Source organism: Burkholderia sp. B10, assembly GCF_004368385.1.
In the GTDB taxonomy this organism is placed as follows: Bacteria; Pseudomonadota; Gammaproteobacteria; order Burkholderiales; family Burkholderiaceae; genus Burkholderia; species Burkholderia vietnamiensis.
On sequence record NZ_PQMX01000001.1, the window covers coordinates 187,925 to 205,477 of the forward strand.

Below are 17,553 nucleotides of genomic sequence, written 5' to 3' on the forward strand. Positions count from 1 at the left end.
TCAGTCCCTCAGCACCATGAATTGCTCCGCATCGCCGTCGCAGGTCGGGCAGCGCCAGTGCGCCGGCAGCGCGGCGAACGGCACGCCGGGCGGAATCTGCCAAACCGGATCGCCCTGGCGCGGATCGTAGATCCACCAGCAGATCTTGCATTCGAGCCGCGTATCGGCCGCGATCCGGCTGCGATCGCCGAGATAGCTGCCTTCGAACAGCGCCGCGGTCTGGTTCATGGTCACGCCTCCTCGACCCAGTCGATCAATTGTGCGAGACGCTCGTGCGAGTCGTCGATGTCCTCGGGCGCCGCCTGGACGATCTCGGGCAGATCGGTGATCTCGATCGTGTTCAGGATCAGCGTGTCCTGCGAGTTGAAGTACGCGATGCGCCAGCAATGAACGACGCCGGTGCTGGCGATCCGGCAATTCCCGTAGCCGCGCGACAACACCGACACCGGCCCGCCGCCGAGCACCGCGTCGATGAACGCGCCGTCTTCGGACGACAGCGGCAGCAGCGTCAGGTTGATCACGTGCGGCGCAGCGCCGGCACGCCAGCGGGCGACCTGGTCGCGCACTTCGGTGAGGATCGCCGGCGCGTTCATCACGCCGCTCGGGTGCGTGTCGGACACCGGCAGATCGGGTGCGGCCGCCGCGTGCGCGGCCGCGGCCAGCGCGGCCGGCGCGCCGCCGACCTCGATGCGCTCGGCGCGGCCGGCCGGGCCGTCCTCGGCGATGCACCACACGCCCGCGAACACGGTCTCCTGGATCAGCACGCTGCCGGCGTCGGCGGTGTCGATGCGCGCGCTGACCTCGCCTTCGCCGAGCACCGCGTTCAGGATGCGCAGCGCATCGGCGTCGCAGGCCGTCAGATCGACCGGCGCGGGCTGTTCGCCGCGGCGGCATGCGTCGAGCGCGTCGAGCACGGTGAGCAGGATGCCGCGCACCACGTCGAGCGCACGCGCGTCAGCGCGCTCGGGCAGCGACGGCGCGACGAACGTGTGCATCGCCTGCGGCATCGGCATGTAGTCGAGCACCGCATCGCCTTCGGGCTGGCTGCCCGGGCCGAACGGCACGACGGGGACGGGAAAGGTTTTCATCTGCATGGTCGGCGAGCGTGAATTCAGTGGCAGCCGGACGAGCCGCCGGCGACGTTGACGGGAATGCCGATCGACGGCGCACGCGTGGTCGGGCTGGCGAGCGCGTCGGCGACGCACTTCACGTAATCGTCCCAGTCCATCATGCCGGACAGCACCGTCACGTACTGGCCGTCGCGCAGCCACAGCAGCGCGGGCCAGCGCAGCGAGCCGAAGCGGCGCGCGATCGCGTTCTCGCCGGCGCGCGTCGCCACCGCCAGCCGCAGCGCCCGGCCGAAGCGGACCGCCGCGACGTGCGCGAGCTCCGGCAGCACGGCCGCGACGTCGAGCGATTCGGGAAACCGCACCGGGTCGCCCATCAGCAGCACGACGCACTCGCCGCCGTCGGCGAGCCAGCCGTCCAGCGTGTGCTCGTCGACGAAGGTCGCGTGCGCTTGCTCGATCAGCCGCTGCACGACGGCCGGGCAATCCTGGCCGGCCGCCGCTGCGCTCGGCACGTTCGGCACGTTCGGCGCCTCGGCCTGCGTTGCTCCGGGCACGGAGCCGCTTGTTTCGCTCATTTCGATTCCTCAGGAACAGCAAGGCTGCCGGCCGCGCGCTGCGGGCCGCCGACGAGCCGGGTCAATTCATCCACGCCGAGCGCCGACGGCAGCGCGAACGCGGCCGGGCTTGCCGCGCCGCCCTCGCCCGCCATCACCGACTCGATCAGCGCGAGCGTCGCGTCGATTTCGGCCGCGCGTGCGGCGTCGAGCCGTTCGCGCGCCGCATCGAGAAACACCAGCAGCCAGTCGCCGGGCGCACACGGCCCGACCAGCGCGGTGTCGACGCGGCGTCGCACGCCGCGGCCGACGCACCACGCATGACCGGGTTGCGCCTCGACGACCTGCATCGGCAGCCCTATGCACATGACGGCGACTCCTTGGCGAGCGCGCGCACCAGCACGCGCTCGTCGCCGATGCGGCACGCGTCGGCTTCGCTCGGGCGCTCGCCTTCGTAGCGCGCCAGCGCCAGATGGTGCAGCGTGACGGCTTCGTCGTCGCGCAGCGCGGTGCGTCGCGGCAGCGGCGCGCCGCCCCACTCGCGCAGATACGCGACGCCCGCGTCCAGCGCCCGCTCGAGCGCCGCCTTCACGCACGGACGCAGGCTGCCGCCGTAGTCCTCGATCTCTTCCGGCTGGCAGCCGATCAGCACCACGCGGCGCGGATACTTGCCGGTCAGTTGCGCGAGCATCAGCACTTCCTGAAAGCCGGTCTGGTGCAGGCTCATCTTGCGCACGCCGAGAAACTTCGGCACCTCGTCGTCCTCGACGATCTTCAGCTCGCCGGGCGCGAGGCCGTAGTCGACCGCATCGAAGATCAGCAGGAAGTCGGCCGCCTGCACGTGCTGGATCAGATAGAGGCCCTGCGTGCCGCCGTCCATCAGCGTGACGTTCGGCGCGCATTCGAAGCGCTGCTGCAGCGCCTCGATGCAGCGCACGCCGAAGCCTTCGTCGGCCCACAGCACGTTGCCGATGCCGAGCGCGACGATCGCGGCGCCGTCCTGCGCCGGCGGGATGGTTTGCGGGGAAGTGTCCATCGGCGCGTCAGTCCTTGAACGTGCGGTAGCCGGAGATCATCGAGCCGACCACGCTCTGGCGCCCCATGATGTCCTCGCGGATCGCCGCATACACGTGAAGGATCACGAACAGCAGGATCGCCCACATCCCGAGGTGGTGCCACGTGTGGACGCCCTGCGACTGGCCGAGCAGCGGCCGGATCCAGCCGAACGTGCGCTGCTGCCAGGAGCCGGCCTGCGCGCCTTCGCCGTACAGCGCGAAGCCGGTCACGACCATGAACAGCGAGACGGTCAGAAACACGAAGAACATCGCGAAGCGCGACAGCGGATTGTGGCCGCTGTACTGCCGCGGACACGGACCGAGGAACATGTAGTAGCGCAGCATCCCGAACACGTCGACCCAGTAGTCGCGCGTGAACACGGGCACCCAGAACATCTCGCGCGCGTGGTGGTTGCCCACCAGCGCCCAGTACGCGCGGCCCGCAAGGCCGACCGCGAACAGGTACGCGGCCGCGAAATGCGCGAACCGGATGTACCCCATCAGGAAATGGGCGCTGGCCTCGCCCGGTTGCGTCGCGAGCGGCGAGCCGATCAGGTAGCCGGTGATCGACAGCACTGCGATCGACGCCGCGTTCATCCAGTGCCAGATGCGCACCGGCGCTTCGTACACGTAGATCGCCTTGGCGGCCGGAACGGTATCGGGCGCGCGGCCGCGCCGCGACTGCGTTTGCATCGTCATCATTCTTCCTTGCCGCGCGGGCCGGCCGAAGCCGGCCGCGACGGCGTCCTGTTGTTACCGGTGGTGCGTCAGGCGACGGTGCGTCGACGCGGGAAGTATCGCCAGCGGCGCTGCACGATCAACGCACCGTGACGGTGGTCATTTCCGCGCCGTCTTCGCTCATCACGTGCGTCGAGCAGGCCATGCACGGATCGAACGAGTGCAGCGAGCGCAGAATCTCGACCGGCTGCTCGGGGTTCGCCATCGGCGTGTTCATCAGGCTCGCCTCGAACGCGCCGATCTGGCCTTTGGCGTCGCGCGGGCCGCCGTTCCACGTGCTCGGCACGACGCACTGGTAGTTCTCGATGCGGCCGCCCTTGATCTTGATCCAGTGACCGAGCGCGCCGCGCGGCGCGGCGACCGTGCCCACGCCCTTCGCCTCGGCCGGCCACGTCGACGGATCCCACTTCTCGACGTTGGCGGTCGACGTGTCGCCGTTGCGGATGTTGTCGACGAGCCGCTGCCAGTCGTCCGACATCATCTCCGCGCAGTACTGCGCTTCGAGCGCGCGCGCGAGCGTGCGGCCGATCGTGGTCGGCAGCAGCTGCTTCGCGCCGAGCGTCGTCTCGGGCAGCCCGAGGAGCTTCGGCATGTCCTGGTTGACCGACTGCAGCGCCGCGTCGATCTGCTCCTTGATCCGCGCGCCGTGCGGGTTGCCCTGCTTCGCATGCGCATAGCCGAGGATGTAGCGCGCGAGCGGCCCGACCTCCATCGCGTGGCCGCGCCAGCGCGGCGCCTTGACCCACGAATACTTCGCGCTTTCGTCGACCGATTCGATCGCCGTGCGCGTGCCCTTCGTGTTCGGTCCGAGCTCGTAGTGCGGCTCGGTCATGCCGTCCCACGGATGCAGGCCGCGGTCGTTGTCGGGGTACTGGTACCACGAATGGGTGACGAACTCCTGCACCTGCTCCGGATCGCGCGCGTCGACCGGCAGGATGTTGTCCCAGTCGCCGTTCAGGATCGCGCCGCCCGGCATCTGGTTGGTGGACGGGTCGTAGTTGACGAGCGGATACGTACCGTAGTCCATCACGTTGGTGGCGGCGAGGCCGCCGCCATGCAGCCAGCCGCGCGCCTTGTAGATCGTGCCGATCGCGAGCAGATCGGGCACGTAGACGTTGCGGCAGAACGTCTCCGCCTGGTCGATCAGCGAGCGCACGAAGTTCAGGCGCTCCATGTTGATCGGCGCACCGGCCGCGAGATCGCCGTCGATGTTGATCGCGCACGGCACGCCGCCGACCAGGTAGTTCGGGTGCGGGTTCTTGCCGCCGAAGATCGTGTGGATCTTGACCCACTCCTTCTGCAGGTCGAGCGCCTCGAGGTAATGCGTGACGGCCATCAGGTTCGCTTCCGGCGGCAGCAGATAGGCCGGGTTGCCCCAGTAGCCGTTCATGAACGGGCCGAGCTGGCCGCTTTCGACGAACTTGCGCAGCCGCGTCTGGATGTCGCGGAAATAGCCCGGCGACGACATCGGATGCGACGGCGACACGCGCTGCTGGAGTTCGGAGGTGAGCTTCGGGTCTGCCTTCAGCGCGGACACGACGTCGACCCAGTCGAGCGCGTGCAGGTGATAGAAGTGCACCGCGTGATCATGCACCTGCAGCGTCTTCGCCATGATCTCGCGGATCAGGTGCGCGTTCGGCGGAATCCGGATGTCGAGCGCGTCCTCGACCGCGCGAACCGACGCCAGCGCGTGGCAGCCGGTGCAGACGCCGCAGATGCGCTCGACGAACGCCCACGCATCGCGCGGGTCGCGGCCCTTGAGAATCACTTCGAGTCCGCGCCACATGGTGCCGGTGGACACCGCGTTGCGGATCACGTTGTTCGAGTCGACGTTCACTTCGACCCGCATGTGGCCTTCGATGCGCGTCACGGGATCGACGACGATCCGGCGTCCGCTGTTGTCGAGCTGAAAACCCTGGGTGGAATAGGCTGTCATGCTGTTGTGTAGTTCCTGTGCGTGTGGGGGCTGCGCGTGGCGTCGGGCGGCTGACGGCTAGCGGCCGTCGCGATCGCGTTTCGAGCTGACGCGCTGAATCGCCGAGGCGGCCGCATGCGCGGCGGCGGCGGCGCCCAGGACGACGGCCGCGGTGCCGCCGATCTTGTCGGCGTTCGCTTCGACGCCGAACTGGTTGATGTGGGTCAGGCGGTCGTAGAACGAACCCTTGTCCCAGAAGCCGTCCTCCGAGCAGCCGATGCAGCCGTGTCCGGCCTGGATCGGGAAGCTGGTGCCGCCGTTCCAGCGCACCGTCGAGCACGCGTTGTAGGTCGTCGGGCCCTTGCAGCCGACCTTGTACAGGCAGTAGCCGCGCCGCGCGGCGTCGTCGTCCCAGGCCTCGACGAACTGGCCGGCGTCGAAGTGCGGGCGGCGGTAGCACTTGTCGTGAATGCGCTGGCTGTAGAACATCTTCGGCCGGCCCTGGCGGTCCAGCTCGGGCACGCGGTCGAACGTCAGCATGTAGGTGATGACGCCCGTCATCACTTCCGCGATCGGCGGGCAGCCGGGCACCTTGATGATCGGCTTGTCGGTGATCACCTTGTGGATCGGCACCGCCTGCGTCGGGTTCGGCTTCGCGGCCTGCACGCAGCCCCACGATGCGCAGGAACCCCACGAGATCACGGCCTTCGCGTCCTTCGACACGCGGCGCAGCTGATCGACGAACGGCTTGCCGCCGATGATGCAGCTCATCCCGTCCTGGTTCAGCGGCGGATTGCCCTCGACGGCGAGGATGTAGTTGCCCTTGTACTTCGTCATGACCTCTTCGAGGATCGCCTCGGCCTGATGGCCGGCCGACGCCATCAGCAGATCGTCGTAGTCGAGCGAGATCATCGACAGCACGACGTCCTTCGCGAGCGGATGCGCGGAGCGGATGAACGATTCCGAGCAGCACGTGCATTCGAGGCCGTGCAGCCACAGCACCGGCGTGCGGGGCTTCGTTTCCATCGCCTCGACGATCCTCGGCATGAAGGCCGGCCCGAGGCCGAGCGACGTGGCGGTCAACGAGCAGAACTTGAGGAAGCTGCGGCGCGAGATGCCCTGGCGGCGCATGACCTCATAAAACGTTTCAATCACGGTGTGGTTCCTTGATGGCCATCTGGCCGACGGCCCGGCATGCGGGGGCGCTGCCGGAGCGGGCGCCGGAGCGTGGCTTCGGCGTGAATGCCGTGCTTTAAAACAAGAACCGTGCCAGGGCCGCGCCGACACGGTACGGGCAGGCCCGCTCGGCGCCATTGATCTGTATCAAAAAGGAAAAATCGGCGCCGGGGCCGGTGCGGCGGCGGCGCACGCCGGTTGGGCGGGTAGTCACGGCGCATCCGGTTGGCCAGCCAAACTGGCAATGGCGTGACCAGCGCGTTCGCACGGCCGCGCGGCGGCACGCGGCGCCGGGCTCGGCGGCGATGCCCGGCGGCATATGCGCGCGGTCGGGCGTGATTCCAATTGGAACGGAAGTTGCATGAGTCAGCGGCTTTGTCGCGCCGCGCGCTCATGTGCCGCGCATGTGCCGCTCATGGCGCGCGGTTCAGCAAAGCGGCACAATGCGGGCCGCTGCCGCACGCGCCATTGGCCCATTGCGCGGCGACGCAACCGCTTCGACCCAGACACGATGGAACTTCCCGTGAACGCCTTCCTCCCGCCGCAGCGACGCTCATGCGCCGCGCCTCTCGCGCCGTCACGCCACGGTGAGCGCGCCGCACCGCACGCGGCAGCCCGTGTACCGGCCGTGCGCCGGCGGTCGTCATGACCGCGCCCGTCCTGCCCGGCGCCGGCGTTCGCGCAAGCGGCGCGCGCGGCAAGCTCGTCCTGCTGCTCGCGGCGCTCGCGGCGTTCAACCTGGCCGCCTGGGGCTGGGCCGTCGCCGTGTTCGGCGGCCAGCCCACGCTGATGGGCGCCTGCGTGCTCGCCTACACGTTCGGGCTGCGCCACGCGGTCGACGCCGACCACATCGCCGCGATCGACAACGTGACGCGCAAGCTGATGCACGAAGGCCGGCGTCCGCTGACCGTCGGGCTGATGTTCTCGCTCGGGCACTCGACCATCGTGATCGTCGCGTCGGCCGCCATCGCGGCCGCGGCCTTCGGGTTGCGCGAGCGCCTCGCCGCGTTTCACGACATCGCCGGCACGATCGGCACGCTCGTGTCGACGACGTTCCTGCTCGCGATCGCCGTCGCGAACCTCGTGACGCTGCATTCGGTCGTCCGCACGCTGCGCCGCGTGAAACGCGGCGAGCGATACGCGGACGCGCATGCCGACACGGCGCCGCACCACCACGGATTTCTCGCACGGCTGCTGCGGCCGGTCCTCCGGATGGTCACCAAAAGCTGGCACATGTACGTGCTCGGCGCGCTGTTCGGGCTGGGTTTCGACACCGCCACCGAGATCGGCGTGCTCGGCATCTCGGCGACCAGCGCGGCGCACGGGATGTCCGCGTGGTCGATCATGGTGTTTCCGGCGCTGTTTACCGCGAGCATGTCGCTCGTCGACACCGCCGACAGCATGCTGATGCTCGGCGTGTACGGCTGGGCGTTCCGCGAGCCGGTGCGCAAGCTCTACTACAACGTCGGGATCACCGCGCTGTCCGCGGCGGTCGCGCTGCTGATCGGCTGCGTCGAGGGCTTCGCGCTGCTCGGCGACACGTTCGGGATCCGCGGCGCGTTCCGCGATGTCGTCGATGCGTTGAACGCGCATCTCGGCGCGCTCGGCTACGCGATCGTCGTGCTGTGCGCGGCGAGCTGGCTCGTGTGCGCGGCGATCTATCGGTTCAGGCGCGGCAGCTTCGCGCCGCTCGCCGAGCACGATCAAGGCTAGGCGCCGCGATTTTCAGGGAAGTACGTCGTCGATGTCACACCGAATTCCGCCCGCGCACGCCGACGGCGTGCTGGGCGTGCAAACCGGCCCCGCGCCGAACACCGGCGCCGCATGGGTCGCGACGGCGGCCGGCGCGCGCCGCATCGCGCATGCGGGGCAGGAGCGTTTCGACCGCATCAAGCAGTCGGGCGCGTATCCCGCCGCCGCGGTCGACGCGTGCCGCATCGCGCTCGACCTGCCCGCCGACGCGCGCCCGTCGCTCGTCGCGTGCGTCGACACCGGGCAGGCCGCGCCACTGTCGCCATATGTCGATACCGTGCCGCAGCTGCGCGTCGAACACGCGCTCTGCCATGCCGCCGCCGCGTACTACTGCTCGCCGTTCGACGAAGCCGCGATTCTCGTCGTCGACGGCCATCGACGCGAGCAAGGCGCGACGCCGTCGTCGCACAGCGTGTGGATCGGCTGGAACGGGCGCATCGAGCCCGTGATGCGCAGCGCGTCGTGCGGCATCGGCGCGCTGTACGAGGCGGTCACCGTCGCGATCGGCTTCGGCGCGCACGAAACCGGCAAGACGATGGGGCTCGCGCCGTATGGCGACGATGCGGCCGCACCGGACCTCGGCGGACGCCTCGACGGCCTGGCCGTGGATTACGGCGCCCGCTGCGATGCCGACGGCGTGCGGCTGTTCGGCCTGTCGCCGCGCGCGGGCGCGACGGACGACGAAAGCCTGGCCGCGCGCGCCACGCTCGCGCGCGCGGCGCAGCGGGAATGCGAGCGCGCCATGCTGCATCTCGCGCGGGCCGTGCGCGAGACGACCGGGATGCGCCGGCTCTGTCTCGCGGGCGAGGTGTCGCTCAACGGGCGCGCCAACGATCTGGTGTGGCGCGACGCGGGCTTCGACGCGGTGTTCGCCGGGCCGGCCGGCGCCGATTGCGGAACGTCGCTGGGCGCGGCGCTGTGGGGGTATCACGGTGTGCAGGGCGTGCCGTTTCGGCCCGGACCGTTTTCTCCGTACGGCGGACGGCCGTACGGCGATGCGGACGTGGACGCCGCGCTCGCCGCACTGCCCGACCGCGCGCGCTACCGCGACACGCGCGGCACGATCGACGAACTGGCCGAACGCACGGCGGCGCTGCTGGCCGCCGGGCAGTGCGTCGCGCTGCACGCCGGACGCGCCGAGATGGGCCCGCGCGCGCTCGGCAATCGCTCGCTGCTGATGAGCCCCGCGCACGCGGACGCGCGCGACCGGATGAATCTGCGGGTGAAGCGGCGCGAGGCGTTCCGGCCGTTTGCGCCATGCGTTCCGGTCGAGGACGCCGCGCGCTATTTCGAGCTCGACACGCCGAGCCCGTACATGCTGCGGATCTGCGCGGTCCGGCCGCAGTGGCGCGCGCGCCTCGCCGCGATCACGCACGTCGACGGCACCGCGCGGCCGCAGACCGTTTCGCCGCAAGACAACCCGCATCTCCATCGGTTGCTGCGCGCGTTCGAACGCGTGGCCGGCATCCCGGTGCTGCTCAATACGTCGTTCAACGTCGCGGGCGAGCCGCTCGTCGAGACGCCGGCCGATGCGCTGCGCGGCTTCGCGCGCAACGACATCGACGCGCTGTGGATCGGCGACCGGCTGCTCGAGAAACGGTGATGCGGGCGCTCGGGTGGAACGTGCCGCGCACGTGTCAGCCGAACTGCGCAATGCGGCGGCCGATGTAGTTCACCGAGAAGTGCTCGTCGAGACTCTGCGCGCCGCACTTGTCGCGAGCGGGCCAGTTCATCACCTCGCAGACCAAAGGTGGCCGCGCAAATTCGGACAGTCGGATAAGTGGTTTGGCCGGGGCCAGAGCCAGAGATAATGCTGGCAAAGGAACCGAGGAAATGACGAAGAGAACCGGACGGACGCACTCAGCGGCGGCGTTCAAAGCAAAGCTGGCGCTGGCAGCGGTCAAAGGCGAGCAGACGCTGGCCGAACTGGCGCAGCAGTTCGATGTGCATCCGAACCAGATCACGGAATGGAAACGGCAGTTGCAGGAGCGCGCTGCGGATGTGTTCGGCGCAGCGGGCCCGGCATCGAACGAATCGCCGGTAGATGTGAAGACGCTGCATGCGAAGATCGGCCAGTTGACACTGGAGAACGATTTTTTGTCCGGAGCGCTCGGCAAGGCCGGACTGCTGAGCGCAAAGCGATGATCGACCGTACGCATGCGCTGCCGGTTTCGCGACAGACGCGGCTGGTTGGCATTGCGAGATCGAGCGTGTATTACCGACCGCAGCCGGTCAGCGAGGTCGATCGGTTGCTGATGCGACGAATCGACGAACAGCACATGGAGTTTCCGTTTTCCGGAGCACGGATGCTAGCGCGCCTGTTGCGCCGGGAAGGCCATGAAGTGGGTCGCCGTCGCGTGCGCACGCTGATGAAGCGCATGGGCGCCGAGGCGCTGTGCCGTGACCGCAAATTCTGCCAGTTGGCCTCGGTTGAGCTTCTTGCGGAATAGTTCAGTACCTCGCTCGTCGTTCGCTACGAGGTGGAACCAATTCTTGCCGAGATCAATGCCAATGACATAGACGCGGTGATCGTTCATGGTCGCTCTCCCAGGGTGGACGCGCCTAGTATCGCGCAGGAGGTGGGGCAGACCATTCCATTAGGCTACCGCGCTCTTGATGTCGGAAGGCATCGAACGTACGAAGTAATTGATCAGATTGGCGCAAGCGAATCGGTCGAGCTGATCTGCGCGGTATTCGACGTGTCGCGGTCCTGCCTGTATGCCCACCGAGGGCGAGCCCGACGTGTTGATGCCGAGCGAATGGCACTGCGTAGCCGGGTACGCGAGCTGTTCATCGAGAGTCGAAGCTCAGCCGGCAGTCGCAGCATCATGGGCATGATGCGCGAGGAAGGTACGGCGATTGGCCGCTTCAAGGTTGGCCGCTTGATGGAAGAGCTGGGGTTGATTTGCAAGCAACCCGGCAGTCACACGCCGCCGTCGCGGCCCGCCATGCGCTCGATCCATTGCTCGAACGCGGCTACCGCCGGATCCGCGCCGCGATCGGCATTCGTCACCAGCATGTAGTCGTCGGCGCGCCATCTCGGCGCCGCAAGCGGACACACGAGGCGCCCCTCGGCGAGATCGCGACCGATCAGCGGCAGCGACGCCAGTGCCACGCCAAGGCCCTCGACGGCCGCGCAGAGCTGAAGATTCACGTGATCGAATTCAACGTGGCGCGCCGCCCGCAGATCGGCAGCGCCGGCCGCCTTCAACCAGTGCGACCATGCAGAGCGCGTGGTGGCCGAATGCAGCAGCGTGTGATGGCGCAGGTCGGTCACGCTCTGGATCGGATGCTGACGCAACAATGCGGGATCGCACGCCGGCACACGCAAGTCGGCCATCAACGATCGCGACACCACGCTCGCGCCTTCCTCTGCACCGGACCGGACACCGATATCGAACGCGTCGGCGACATAGCGCAGCTTGCGCGATGTCGTCGACACCCGCACGTCGATGTCGGGGTAACGCGCATGGAAATCGGCGAGCCGCGGCAGCAGCCAGCAAAACGCGAAGCTCATCGGCACGTTCACCCGCACGACGCCTGATATCCGCTGCGTCGATGCGTGCTGGCGCAGCCGCACAGCCGCAGTCCCGAGGCGCTCGAACGCACTGCTGACGTCGCCGAGCAACGCGGCGCCGTCGTCGGTCAGCACGACGCCGCGCGGCCGACGGTCGAACAACGGGCGGCCGAACCAGTCTTCCAGCAAGCGGATCTGCTTTCCTACGGCCCAGTGGGTGACGTGCAGTTCGACCGCGGCGCCCGCGAAGCTGCCATGCCGCGCGACCGCGTCGAACGCGCGCAGCGCATTGAGCGGCGGCAGCTCGTCCCGATACTTCGCAATTTCTCCGATTCCGCCCATGACGTGACTTTTTCTCTCCAATGGCGCGATTTTAGCTCAATTGAAATGCCATTGAGCTCGGTCATAGAATTCGCATGGCGAGGCTGAAATCGACACTACGAGCGGCTCCCACCTCCCTCGCGTACGGAGAGAACCACGATGCGCTTGCCGGATTTTTCCCCTCCGATGGCCGCGGCCGCTGCGCAATCGCGGCCGCGCGTGCTGTGGCTATCGTGCATTGCGCACGCATTGCACGACGGCTATACGGACATGATTTACGCCTTGCTGCCGGTGTGGCAGGCGGAGTTCGGGCTCGACTTCGCCGCACTCGCGATCGTGCGCGGCGTCTATGCCGGCACGATGGCGACGCTGCAATTGCCTGTGGGGCGTCTCGCGGAACGCTTCGGCAGTCGCGCCACGCTCGCCGTCGGCACGCTGCTGGCCGCGCTGGGCTATGCGCTGGCGGGGATGTCGGGCGGGCTGCTCGGTTTGTCCGCGGCCTTGGCGCTTTCGGGTGTCGGGTCGAGCACGCAGCATCCGATTGCATCGGCGGCCGTGTCGCGCAGCTATGGGCGCGACGCGAGAGGCCCGCTCGGTATCTACAACTTTTCGGGCGATCTGGGGAAATCCGCGCTGCCGGCGGCCATTTCGCTGTTCGCGACGATGATGCCGTGGCGTCACGCGCTGTGGATCGTCGCCGGATTAGGCTGCGTACTCGCCGCGGTCATCGCGTCGTCGTTTCCCGCGGTGCCGTCGGCGGCTCGCGACGTGACGGCCGGCGCCGCGGCGCCGGCTCGCCGCGACGGCGCCGTGGGAAGCGGATTCCGCGCGCTGTTCTCGATCGGCGTGCTCGATACGGCCGTACGCATGGGCTTGCTCACGTTTCTACCGTTCCTGCTCAACGCAAAGGGCGTGTCGCCGCCACTCGTCGGCACGGCGCTCGCGCTCGTCTTCATCGGCGGGGCGGCCGGCAAATTCATGTGCGGCTGGCTCGGCGCGCGCACCGGCGTGGTGACCACGGTGCTGCTCACGGAAGGCGGGACGGCCGCGTGCATCGTCGCGGTGATGTATCTGCCGTTGACGCTTACCATGGTGCTGCTGCCGATCCTCGGCATGATGCTCAACGGCACATCGTCGGTGCTGTACGGAACCGTTCCGGAGATGTCGTCACCCGACCGCACCGAGCGCGCGTTCGCGATCTTCTACACGGGGACGATTGCATCGGGCGCGCTTTCGCCGGTGCTCTACGGCTTCCTCGGCGACGCGATCGGCGTGCGCGCCGCGACCTATGCCACCGCATTGACCGCGCTGGCGATTTTTCCGTTCGCCGTCGCACTGCGTCCGCATCTGGCGCATGACCAATCAGGAGGAACACGATGACCAAGCGTGACCATCCAACCATCGCCGTCGTGGGCCCGGGCGCGATCGGAACCACCATCGCCGCCGCGCTTCACGAAGCCGGCTGCACGCCGGCGATCTGCGGCCGCTCGGCGCACGCGCAACTGAGATTGCGCTTCGATGGCGGCGAGATCGTCGTGCCGGGGCCCGTCATCACCGATCCGCATGCGATCCGCGCACGGTTCGATCTCGTGTTCGTCGCGGTTAAGTCGACCCAGGTGGCGAGCGCCGCACCATGGCTCACCGCGCTCAGCGATACGAACTCCGTCGTCTGCGTGTTGCAGAACGGCGTCGAGCAGCAGGCCGCCTTCGCCCCGTATGCGGCGGGCGCGACGGTCGTGCCGTCGGTGGTCTGGTTTCCTGCGCAACGCGAGTCGGGCGCGTCGGTGTGGCTGCGCGCCGCGCCGCGTCTCACCGTGCCCGATACGCCGGCGAGCAGCGTGGTGGTGTCGGCCTTGCGCGGCACGCGCTGCTCGGTCGAGGTCGCCGAGGATTTCATCTCGCTCGCGTGGCGCAAGCTGCTGCAGAACGCGGTCGCGGGGCTCATGGTGCTGACCGGCCGTCGCGCCGGAATGTACGCGCGAAGCGACATCGCCGATCTGTCGCTCGCCTATCTGCGCGAATGTCTGACGGTCGCCCGCGCGGAAGGGGCGAAGCTCGGCGACGACGTGCCGCAGGAAATCGTCGATGCATTTCAGGGCTATCCGCCCGATCTGGGCACGTCCATTCTCGCCGACCGGCAGCACGGTCACCCGCTCGAATGGGATTGCCGGAACGGCGTCGTGCAGCGATTCGGTCGATCTCACGGCATTCCGACGCCGATCAGCGATCTGGTCGTACCGCTGCTTGCCGCCGCCAGCGATGGGCCGGGCTAGGCGCAGGGAACCGGCACGCGAGCGAATCGAGCCGCACCGTTCGGCAAACGCAGTGACGCATATCGCGAACTGGTTGACCGGATTCACCACGGACATGCGCGCGTTCTCTGCATCGACGGTGGCCGCGATCTGTTCCCCGTCGTATCGCCTCCGAAGCACGCGGCTGTGCTGAATTTCCGCGTTCGCGATCCCGGCCTCGACGCACTGCCAATGCGGCGCTACCGCCACCGCTGCGGGGGCCGACCGGTCCACGCGCGAAACGCGCGCGAAAAATGCGCGGGATCGCTGTAGCCGAGTTCATACGCGATCTCGGTCACGCGCATCCCGGCTGCGAGCAGCGCGTGCGCCCGTTCACAGGAAACCGCCTGACGAATCGTCCGGAAATCGCGCCCGTGCATCGCCAACTGCCGCTGCAAGGTTCGGCTCGATATGTCGAGCCGTTTCGCTACCCAGTCGACGCGCGCCTGTTGGTCCAGCAACGTGCTGGTACGAACCAATTCGGTCACGGTACCGACGAAGTCGTCCTCGTCCGGCAGCGACGGCGGAATGCGCAGCGGGCCGGTTGTGCGCATCGGATTCGGCGCGTCGAGCAGCTCCATCGGCATGGCGAGCGTGGCCACTGCGCCGCGCGCGATCCCCACGCCCAATGCCTGTTCGACCGCCGCCTGCGCCATCAGCTCGCCCGGCATCACCAGGAACTCGGGCTGCCAGTCCTTGCCGACGAACATCCGCACCAGGTCGCGCATATAGCCGAGCGCCAGCAGTTCGTTCGCCTGCCGGCCGAATTCGACCGGCTCGGCGACATGGTAGGTCCAGCGCGCGTCGCGACCGTGCCGGGCGATCTGCATCTTCGTGGCCGTCTGCAGCGCACGGTTAATCAGACGGCTCGCGCAGTCGATCGCGTCGCCGAGCGTCGCCGTGGTCCGCAGCAGCGCCGCGAACGGTCCGAGGACGTTCACGCCGCCGTCCGACGACAGCCGCACCGGCAACGTCGCATCGCCGAGCTCGCGCCGCGCGTGCTCGACCAGTGCCAACTGGTCCCGCAGCGGAATCAGATGGTCCGGGTCGTCGATCAATCGCGACGGCAAGCCGGCCCGCGCGAACAGGCGCTCGACCGATGCGCCGCATTGCACCACGGCCTCGACCAGCGGCCCCATCGACCGCGCGCGCGTCAGGCCTACAGCCGACATCGCGCCGATCCGGTGAACCACCGCATCGGCACGTGGCGCGAAATGGCAAGTGTGGGTGCGATCCGGCGCATATCTTGATGGGACGTTTCCGCCCCACCCCAAGGAAACGAACATGATCCATTCAGGAGACAGACGCATGACCGTTAGCAATTTCAACGCCAGCGCAATTGATTGGCAGCCCTTCGGCGAATTCCCGCACTTCGCGTTCTTCATCATGAACGTCGACATGGAGCAGCGAATCGCCGATGTGATCTTCAGGTTCGATGCGGGCCGGCAGATCGTTTCGCATCGCCATACATCGCTGAACCATACGTTCGTCGTGCAAGGCGAGCACCGCATCTACGAACACGACGGCAGCCTGCGGGAAGCGCGTCCGGCCGGCAGCTACACGATCACGCCGGCGGGCGAGACGCCGCATCGCGAAGGCGGCGGCGATGAGGACGCCATCGTGCTGTTCAGCATGCGCCCGCGGCCCGGTGAACTGCTGTATGAAATCCTGAGCGACGACGGCACGCCGATCGCGGAGATCTCGCTCGAGCTTCTGCACGGCATGTTCGAAGCACAGCAGGCGGCGCGTGCGTGACGGCGCGCCACCGATCACGTGTTGCCTAAAGTGACAGCCGCTCGCGGCAGTGTGTCGCCGTGGAGCATGGCGGACACGACGCGAGCGGCGCATCGGCGGCGCTCGCTATGGCGGCGCCCGCCGCCTCGTCGGCGCCGTACGATCGCGATGGTATGGCCCACATCCGGCTCGCACGCTGCACGGCAACACGGCCGACGCGTCCCGGCGAATGGATCGCGACCACGGTGGAAGCGGCACAACGCGCCTCCGTCAGAGCGCATGCACGCAGTCAAGGTGTCCCGCTGCCGCCCTGTCAGCAACCCGCGAGCGCCCACATCAGCCGCTGCACGAGTTCCCCCGGATCGAACGGCTTCTCCAGCACGCACAATGCGCCGAGGCGTTGCGCGTCGCCCAGCCGCCGCGCGCTCAGATGCGCGGTCACGAAGATGAACGGCACGTCGCAGCAGCGCGCGCGCAGGCACGCGAGCAGTTCGATGCCCGACATACCGGGCATCTGGATATCGCATACGATGCAGTGCAACGGCGCGCCGCTTCCGTGCGCGAGAAACGCTTCGGCCGACGCGTACAACATCACGCGCACGCCCATCGAGCGCACGAGCGATTCCAGCGACTGCCTTACCGCCATTTCATCGTCGATGATGCAAACCGTCTTGTCGTGCACAGCATGTCTCGCGTGACGCCACGCTCGCCGGCCGGGCCGGGAACGCAACCGGATTTCGGGCAACGTATCGTCGGCGCGCTGCCGCGACGGTCATGCCCAGGTGGAAGTGTGCGATACCGGCCGCGGTCCCTCGTGCGTCACTGACCGTCCGACATGCACGAAATGCCCGGCGCGACGGCCGCCGCGTGGATCATCCTGTCCCAGTTGCACGGCACGGTACGGCCGCGCCCCTGCGGGCGGTACACACGGTCGCCGCAATGGATCGGCACACCGGTCAGCACGCAGCGCGACGCCATCCGCGCGGTCACGCAGCGCCATACCTGTTCGCCGAAATGCCCGAATCGCGGATCGCTCCAGCGCACACTGACCGACGTCGCCGACAGAATCTCGACGATCCTGATCTTGACGGCCGCAGGTGCCGTCATGTCGGCCGCGTCGGTCGCAACGTCGCCGGTCGCCCCGCGCCGCGTGCGCCGCGCTGCCGCGTCGGCCACGCCATCGCACGCGCCGGCGCCTCTCGACGGATCGAGCAAGCGCATCAGTGCACGTTCGAACACATCGTCGTATGCAAACGTTGGCTGCGTCATATCTTCCGTTCCCCTTGCATCGACCGCGCATGCGGCGCCCGCCATCGGTGCGTTGCGCCGACGAAACCGCGAAGCTGCCGCCTCGCCGATTCCCCGCTTCGCGGCACCACGCCCTTCACTCACGTCGAAGGCGAGTCTAGTGGAACGATTTCGTCTGAACC

At 68.2% G+C, this 17,553-nt stretch carries 17 protein-coding genes and 3 pseudogenes; 7 read left to right on the plus strand and 13 right to left on the minus strand.

Annotated features, from left to right (window positions below; translation table 11 throughout):
- From C3Y15_RS00835 to C3Y15_RS00870, 8 genes are all read right to left on the minus strand, one after another.
- Positions 1-228, minus strand: coding sequence for a rubredoxin (locus tag C3Y15_RS00835; protein ID WP_011880069.1), 228 nt, complete (start codon positions 226-228; stop codon positions 1-3).
- A 2-nt stretch (positions 229-230) separates the two neighbouring features.
- Positions 231-1,094: a hydrogenase expression/formation protein gene (locus tag C3Y15_RS00840; RefSeq protein ID WP_059493752.1), complete on the minus strand. Its 864-nt coding sequence runs from the start codon at positions 1,092-1,094 to the stop codon at positions 231-233.
- A gap of 17 nt (positions 1,095-1,111) precedes the next feature.
- Positions 1,112-1,645 (minus strand): hydrogenase, encoded by a 534-nt coding sequence (locus tag C3Y15_RS00845; RefSeq protein WP_059457498.1) that lies wholly within the window; start codon positions 1,643-1,645, stop codon positions 1,112-1,114.
- Positions 1,642-1,992 (minus strand): HypC/HybG/HupF family hydrogenase formation chaperone, encoded by a 351-nt coding sequence (locus C3Y15_RS00850; RefSeq protein WP_059493750.1) that lies wholly within the window; start codon positions 1,990-1,992, stop codon positions 1,642-1,644. The genes C3Y15_RS00845 and C3Y15_RS00850 overlap by 4 nt, the downstream gene beginning before the upstream one ends.
- Entirely contained in the window at positions 1,983-2,660 is a 678-nt protein-coding gene (locus C3Y15_RS00855) for a HyaD/HybD family hydrogenase maturation endopeptidase (RefSeq protein ID WP_059493748.1), read from the minus strand. Before C3Y15_RS00855 ends, C3Y15_RS00850 begins: the two co-directional genes overlap by 10 nt.
- Before the next feature lie 7 nt (positions 2,661-2,667).
- Positions 2,668-3,378, minus strand: a complete 711-nt coding sequence (gene cybH / locus C3Y15_RS00860; RefSeq protein WP_059493951.1) for a Ni/Fe-hydrogenase, b-type cytochrome subunit — start codon at positions 3,376-3,378, stop codon at positions 2,668-2,670.
- Between the two features lie 118 nt (positions 3,379-3,496).
- Positions 3,497-5,353, minus strand: coding sequence for a nickel-dependent hydrogenase large subunit (locus C3Y15_RS00865; RefSeq protein ID WP_059493746.1), 1,857 nt, complete (start codon positions 5,351-5,353; stop codon positions 3,497-3,499).
- A gap of 57 nt (positions 5,354-5,410) precedes the next feature.
- Positions 5,411-6,487: a hydrogenase small subunit gene (locus C3Y15_RS00870; protein ID WP_011880062.1), complete on the minus strand. Its 1,077-nt coding sequence runs from the start codon at positions 6,485-6,487 to the stop codon at positions 5,411-5,413.
- A 666-nt stretch (positions 6,488-7,153) separates the two neighbouring features.
- Between C3Y15_RS00870 and C3Y15_RS00875 the strand changes: the two genes are divergently transcribed.
- The 3 genes and pseudogenes from C3Y15_RS00875 to C3Y15_RS32085 all read left to right on the plus strand — a co-directional run.
- Positions 7,154-8,221, plus strand: coding sequence for a HoxN/HupN/NixA family nickel/cobalt transporter (locus C3Y15_RS00875; RefSeq protein ID WP_059493744.1), 1,068 nt, complete (start codon positions 7,154-7,156; stop codon positions 8,219-8,221).
- A 31-nt stretch (positions 8,222-8,252) separates the two neighbouring features.
- Positions 8,253-9,863: a carbamoyltransferase C-terminal domain-containing protein gene (locus C3Y15_RS00880; RefSeq protein ID WP_059493742.1), complete on the plus strand. Its 1,611-nt coding sequence runs from the start codon at positions 8,253-8,255 to the stop codon at positions 9,861-9,863.
- Positions 9,864-10,093: 230 nt separating this feature from the next.
- A pseudogene (locus C3Y15_RS32085) lies at positions 10,094-10,662 on the plus strand (IS3 family transposase); the annotation flags it as partial.
- Between the two features lie 6 nt (positions 10,663-10,668).
- On the opposite strand, the pseudogene C3Y15_RS32090 reads toward C3Y15_RS32085, so the two are convergent.
- A pseudogene (locus C3Y15_RS32090) lies at positions 10,669-10,797 on the minus strand (IS110 family transposase); the annotation flags it as partial.
- Positions 10,798-10,860: 63 nt separating this feature from the next.
- Between C3Y15_RS32090 and C3Y15_RS32095 the strand changes: the two are divergent.
- Positions 10,861-11,187, plus strand: a pseudogene (locus C3Y15_RS32095) (IS3 family transposase); the annotation flags it as partial.
- Here C3Y15_RS32095 and C3Y15_RS00905 read toward each other — a convergent pair.
- The gene (locus C3Y15_RS00905; protein WP_059496356.1) at positions 11,184-12,119 is read right to left on the minus strand and encodes a LysR substrate-binding domain-containing protein; all 936 of its coding nucleotides are present in this window, start codon (positions 12,117-12,119) and stop codon (positions 11,184-11,186) included. The pseudogene C3Y15_RS32095 and the gene C3Y15_RS00905 overlap by 4 nt on opposite strands.
- A gap of 138 nt (positions 12,120-12,257) precedes the next feature.
- Here C3Y15_RS00905 and C3Y15_RS00910 point away from each other — a divergent pair, with 138 nt between their 5' ends.
- Positions 12,258-13,478, plus strand: a complete 1,221-nt coding sequence (locus tag C3Y15_RS00910) for an MFS transporter (RefSeq protein WP_011880058.1) — start codon at positions 12,258-12,260, stop codon at positions 13,476-13,478.
- Positions 13,475-14,371, plus strand: coding sequence for an oxidoreductase (locus C3Y15_RS00915; protein ID WP_059496354.1), 897 nt, complete (start codon positions 13,475-13,477; stop codon positions 14,369-14,371). Before C3Y15_RS00910 ends, C3Y15_RS00915 begins: the two co-directional genes overlap by 4 nt.
- A 218-nt stretch (positions 14,372-14,589) precedes the next feature.
- Here the strand turns inward: C3Y15_RS00915 and C3Y15_RS00920 are convergent, their stop codons facing one another.
- The gene (locus C3Y15_RS00920) at positions 14,590-15,789 is read right to left on the minus strand and encodes an AraC family transcriptional regulator (RefSeq protein ID WP_226147637.1); all 1,200 of its coding nucleotides are present in this window, start codon (positions 15,787-15,789) and stop codon (positions 14,590-14,592) included.
- Between C3Y15_RS00920 and C3Y15_RS00925 the strand changes: the two genes are divergently transcribed.
- On the plus strand, positions 15,788-16,144 hold the full coding sequence (locus C3Y15_RS00925) for a hypothetical protein (protein WP_226092221.1): 357 nt from the start codon (positions 15,788-15,790) through the stop codon (positions 16,142-16,144). The genes C3Y15_RS00920 and C3Y15_RS00925 overlap by 2 nt on opposite strands.
- A 292-nt stretch (positions 16,145-16,436) precedes the next feature.
- On the opposite strand, the gene C3Y15_RS00930 is transcribed toward C3Y15_RS00925, so the two are convergent.
- On the minus strand, positions 16,437-16,769 hold the full coding sequence (locus C3Y15_RS00930; RefSeq protein ID WP_045579636.1) for a response regulator: 333 nt from the start codon (positions 16,767-16,769) through the stop codon (positions 16,437-16,439).
- Between the two features lie 173 nt (positions 16,770-16,942).
- Positions 16,943-17,392, minus strand: coding sequence for a DUF3331 domain-containing protein (locus C3Y15_RS00935; protein ID WP_043292624.1), 450 nt, complete (start codon positions 17,390-17,392; stop codon positions 16,943-16,945).
- Positions 17,393-17,553 lie beyond the last annotated feature (161 nt).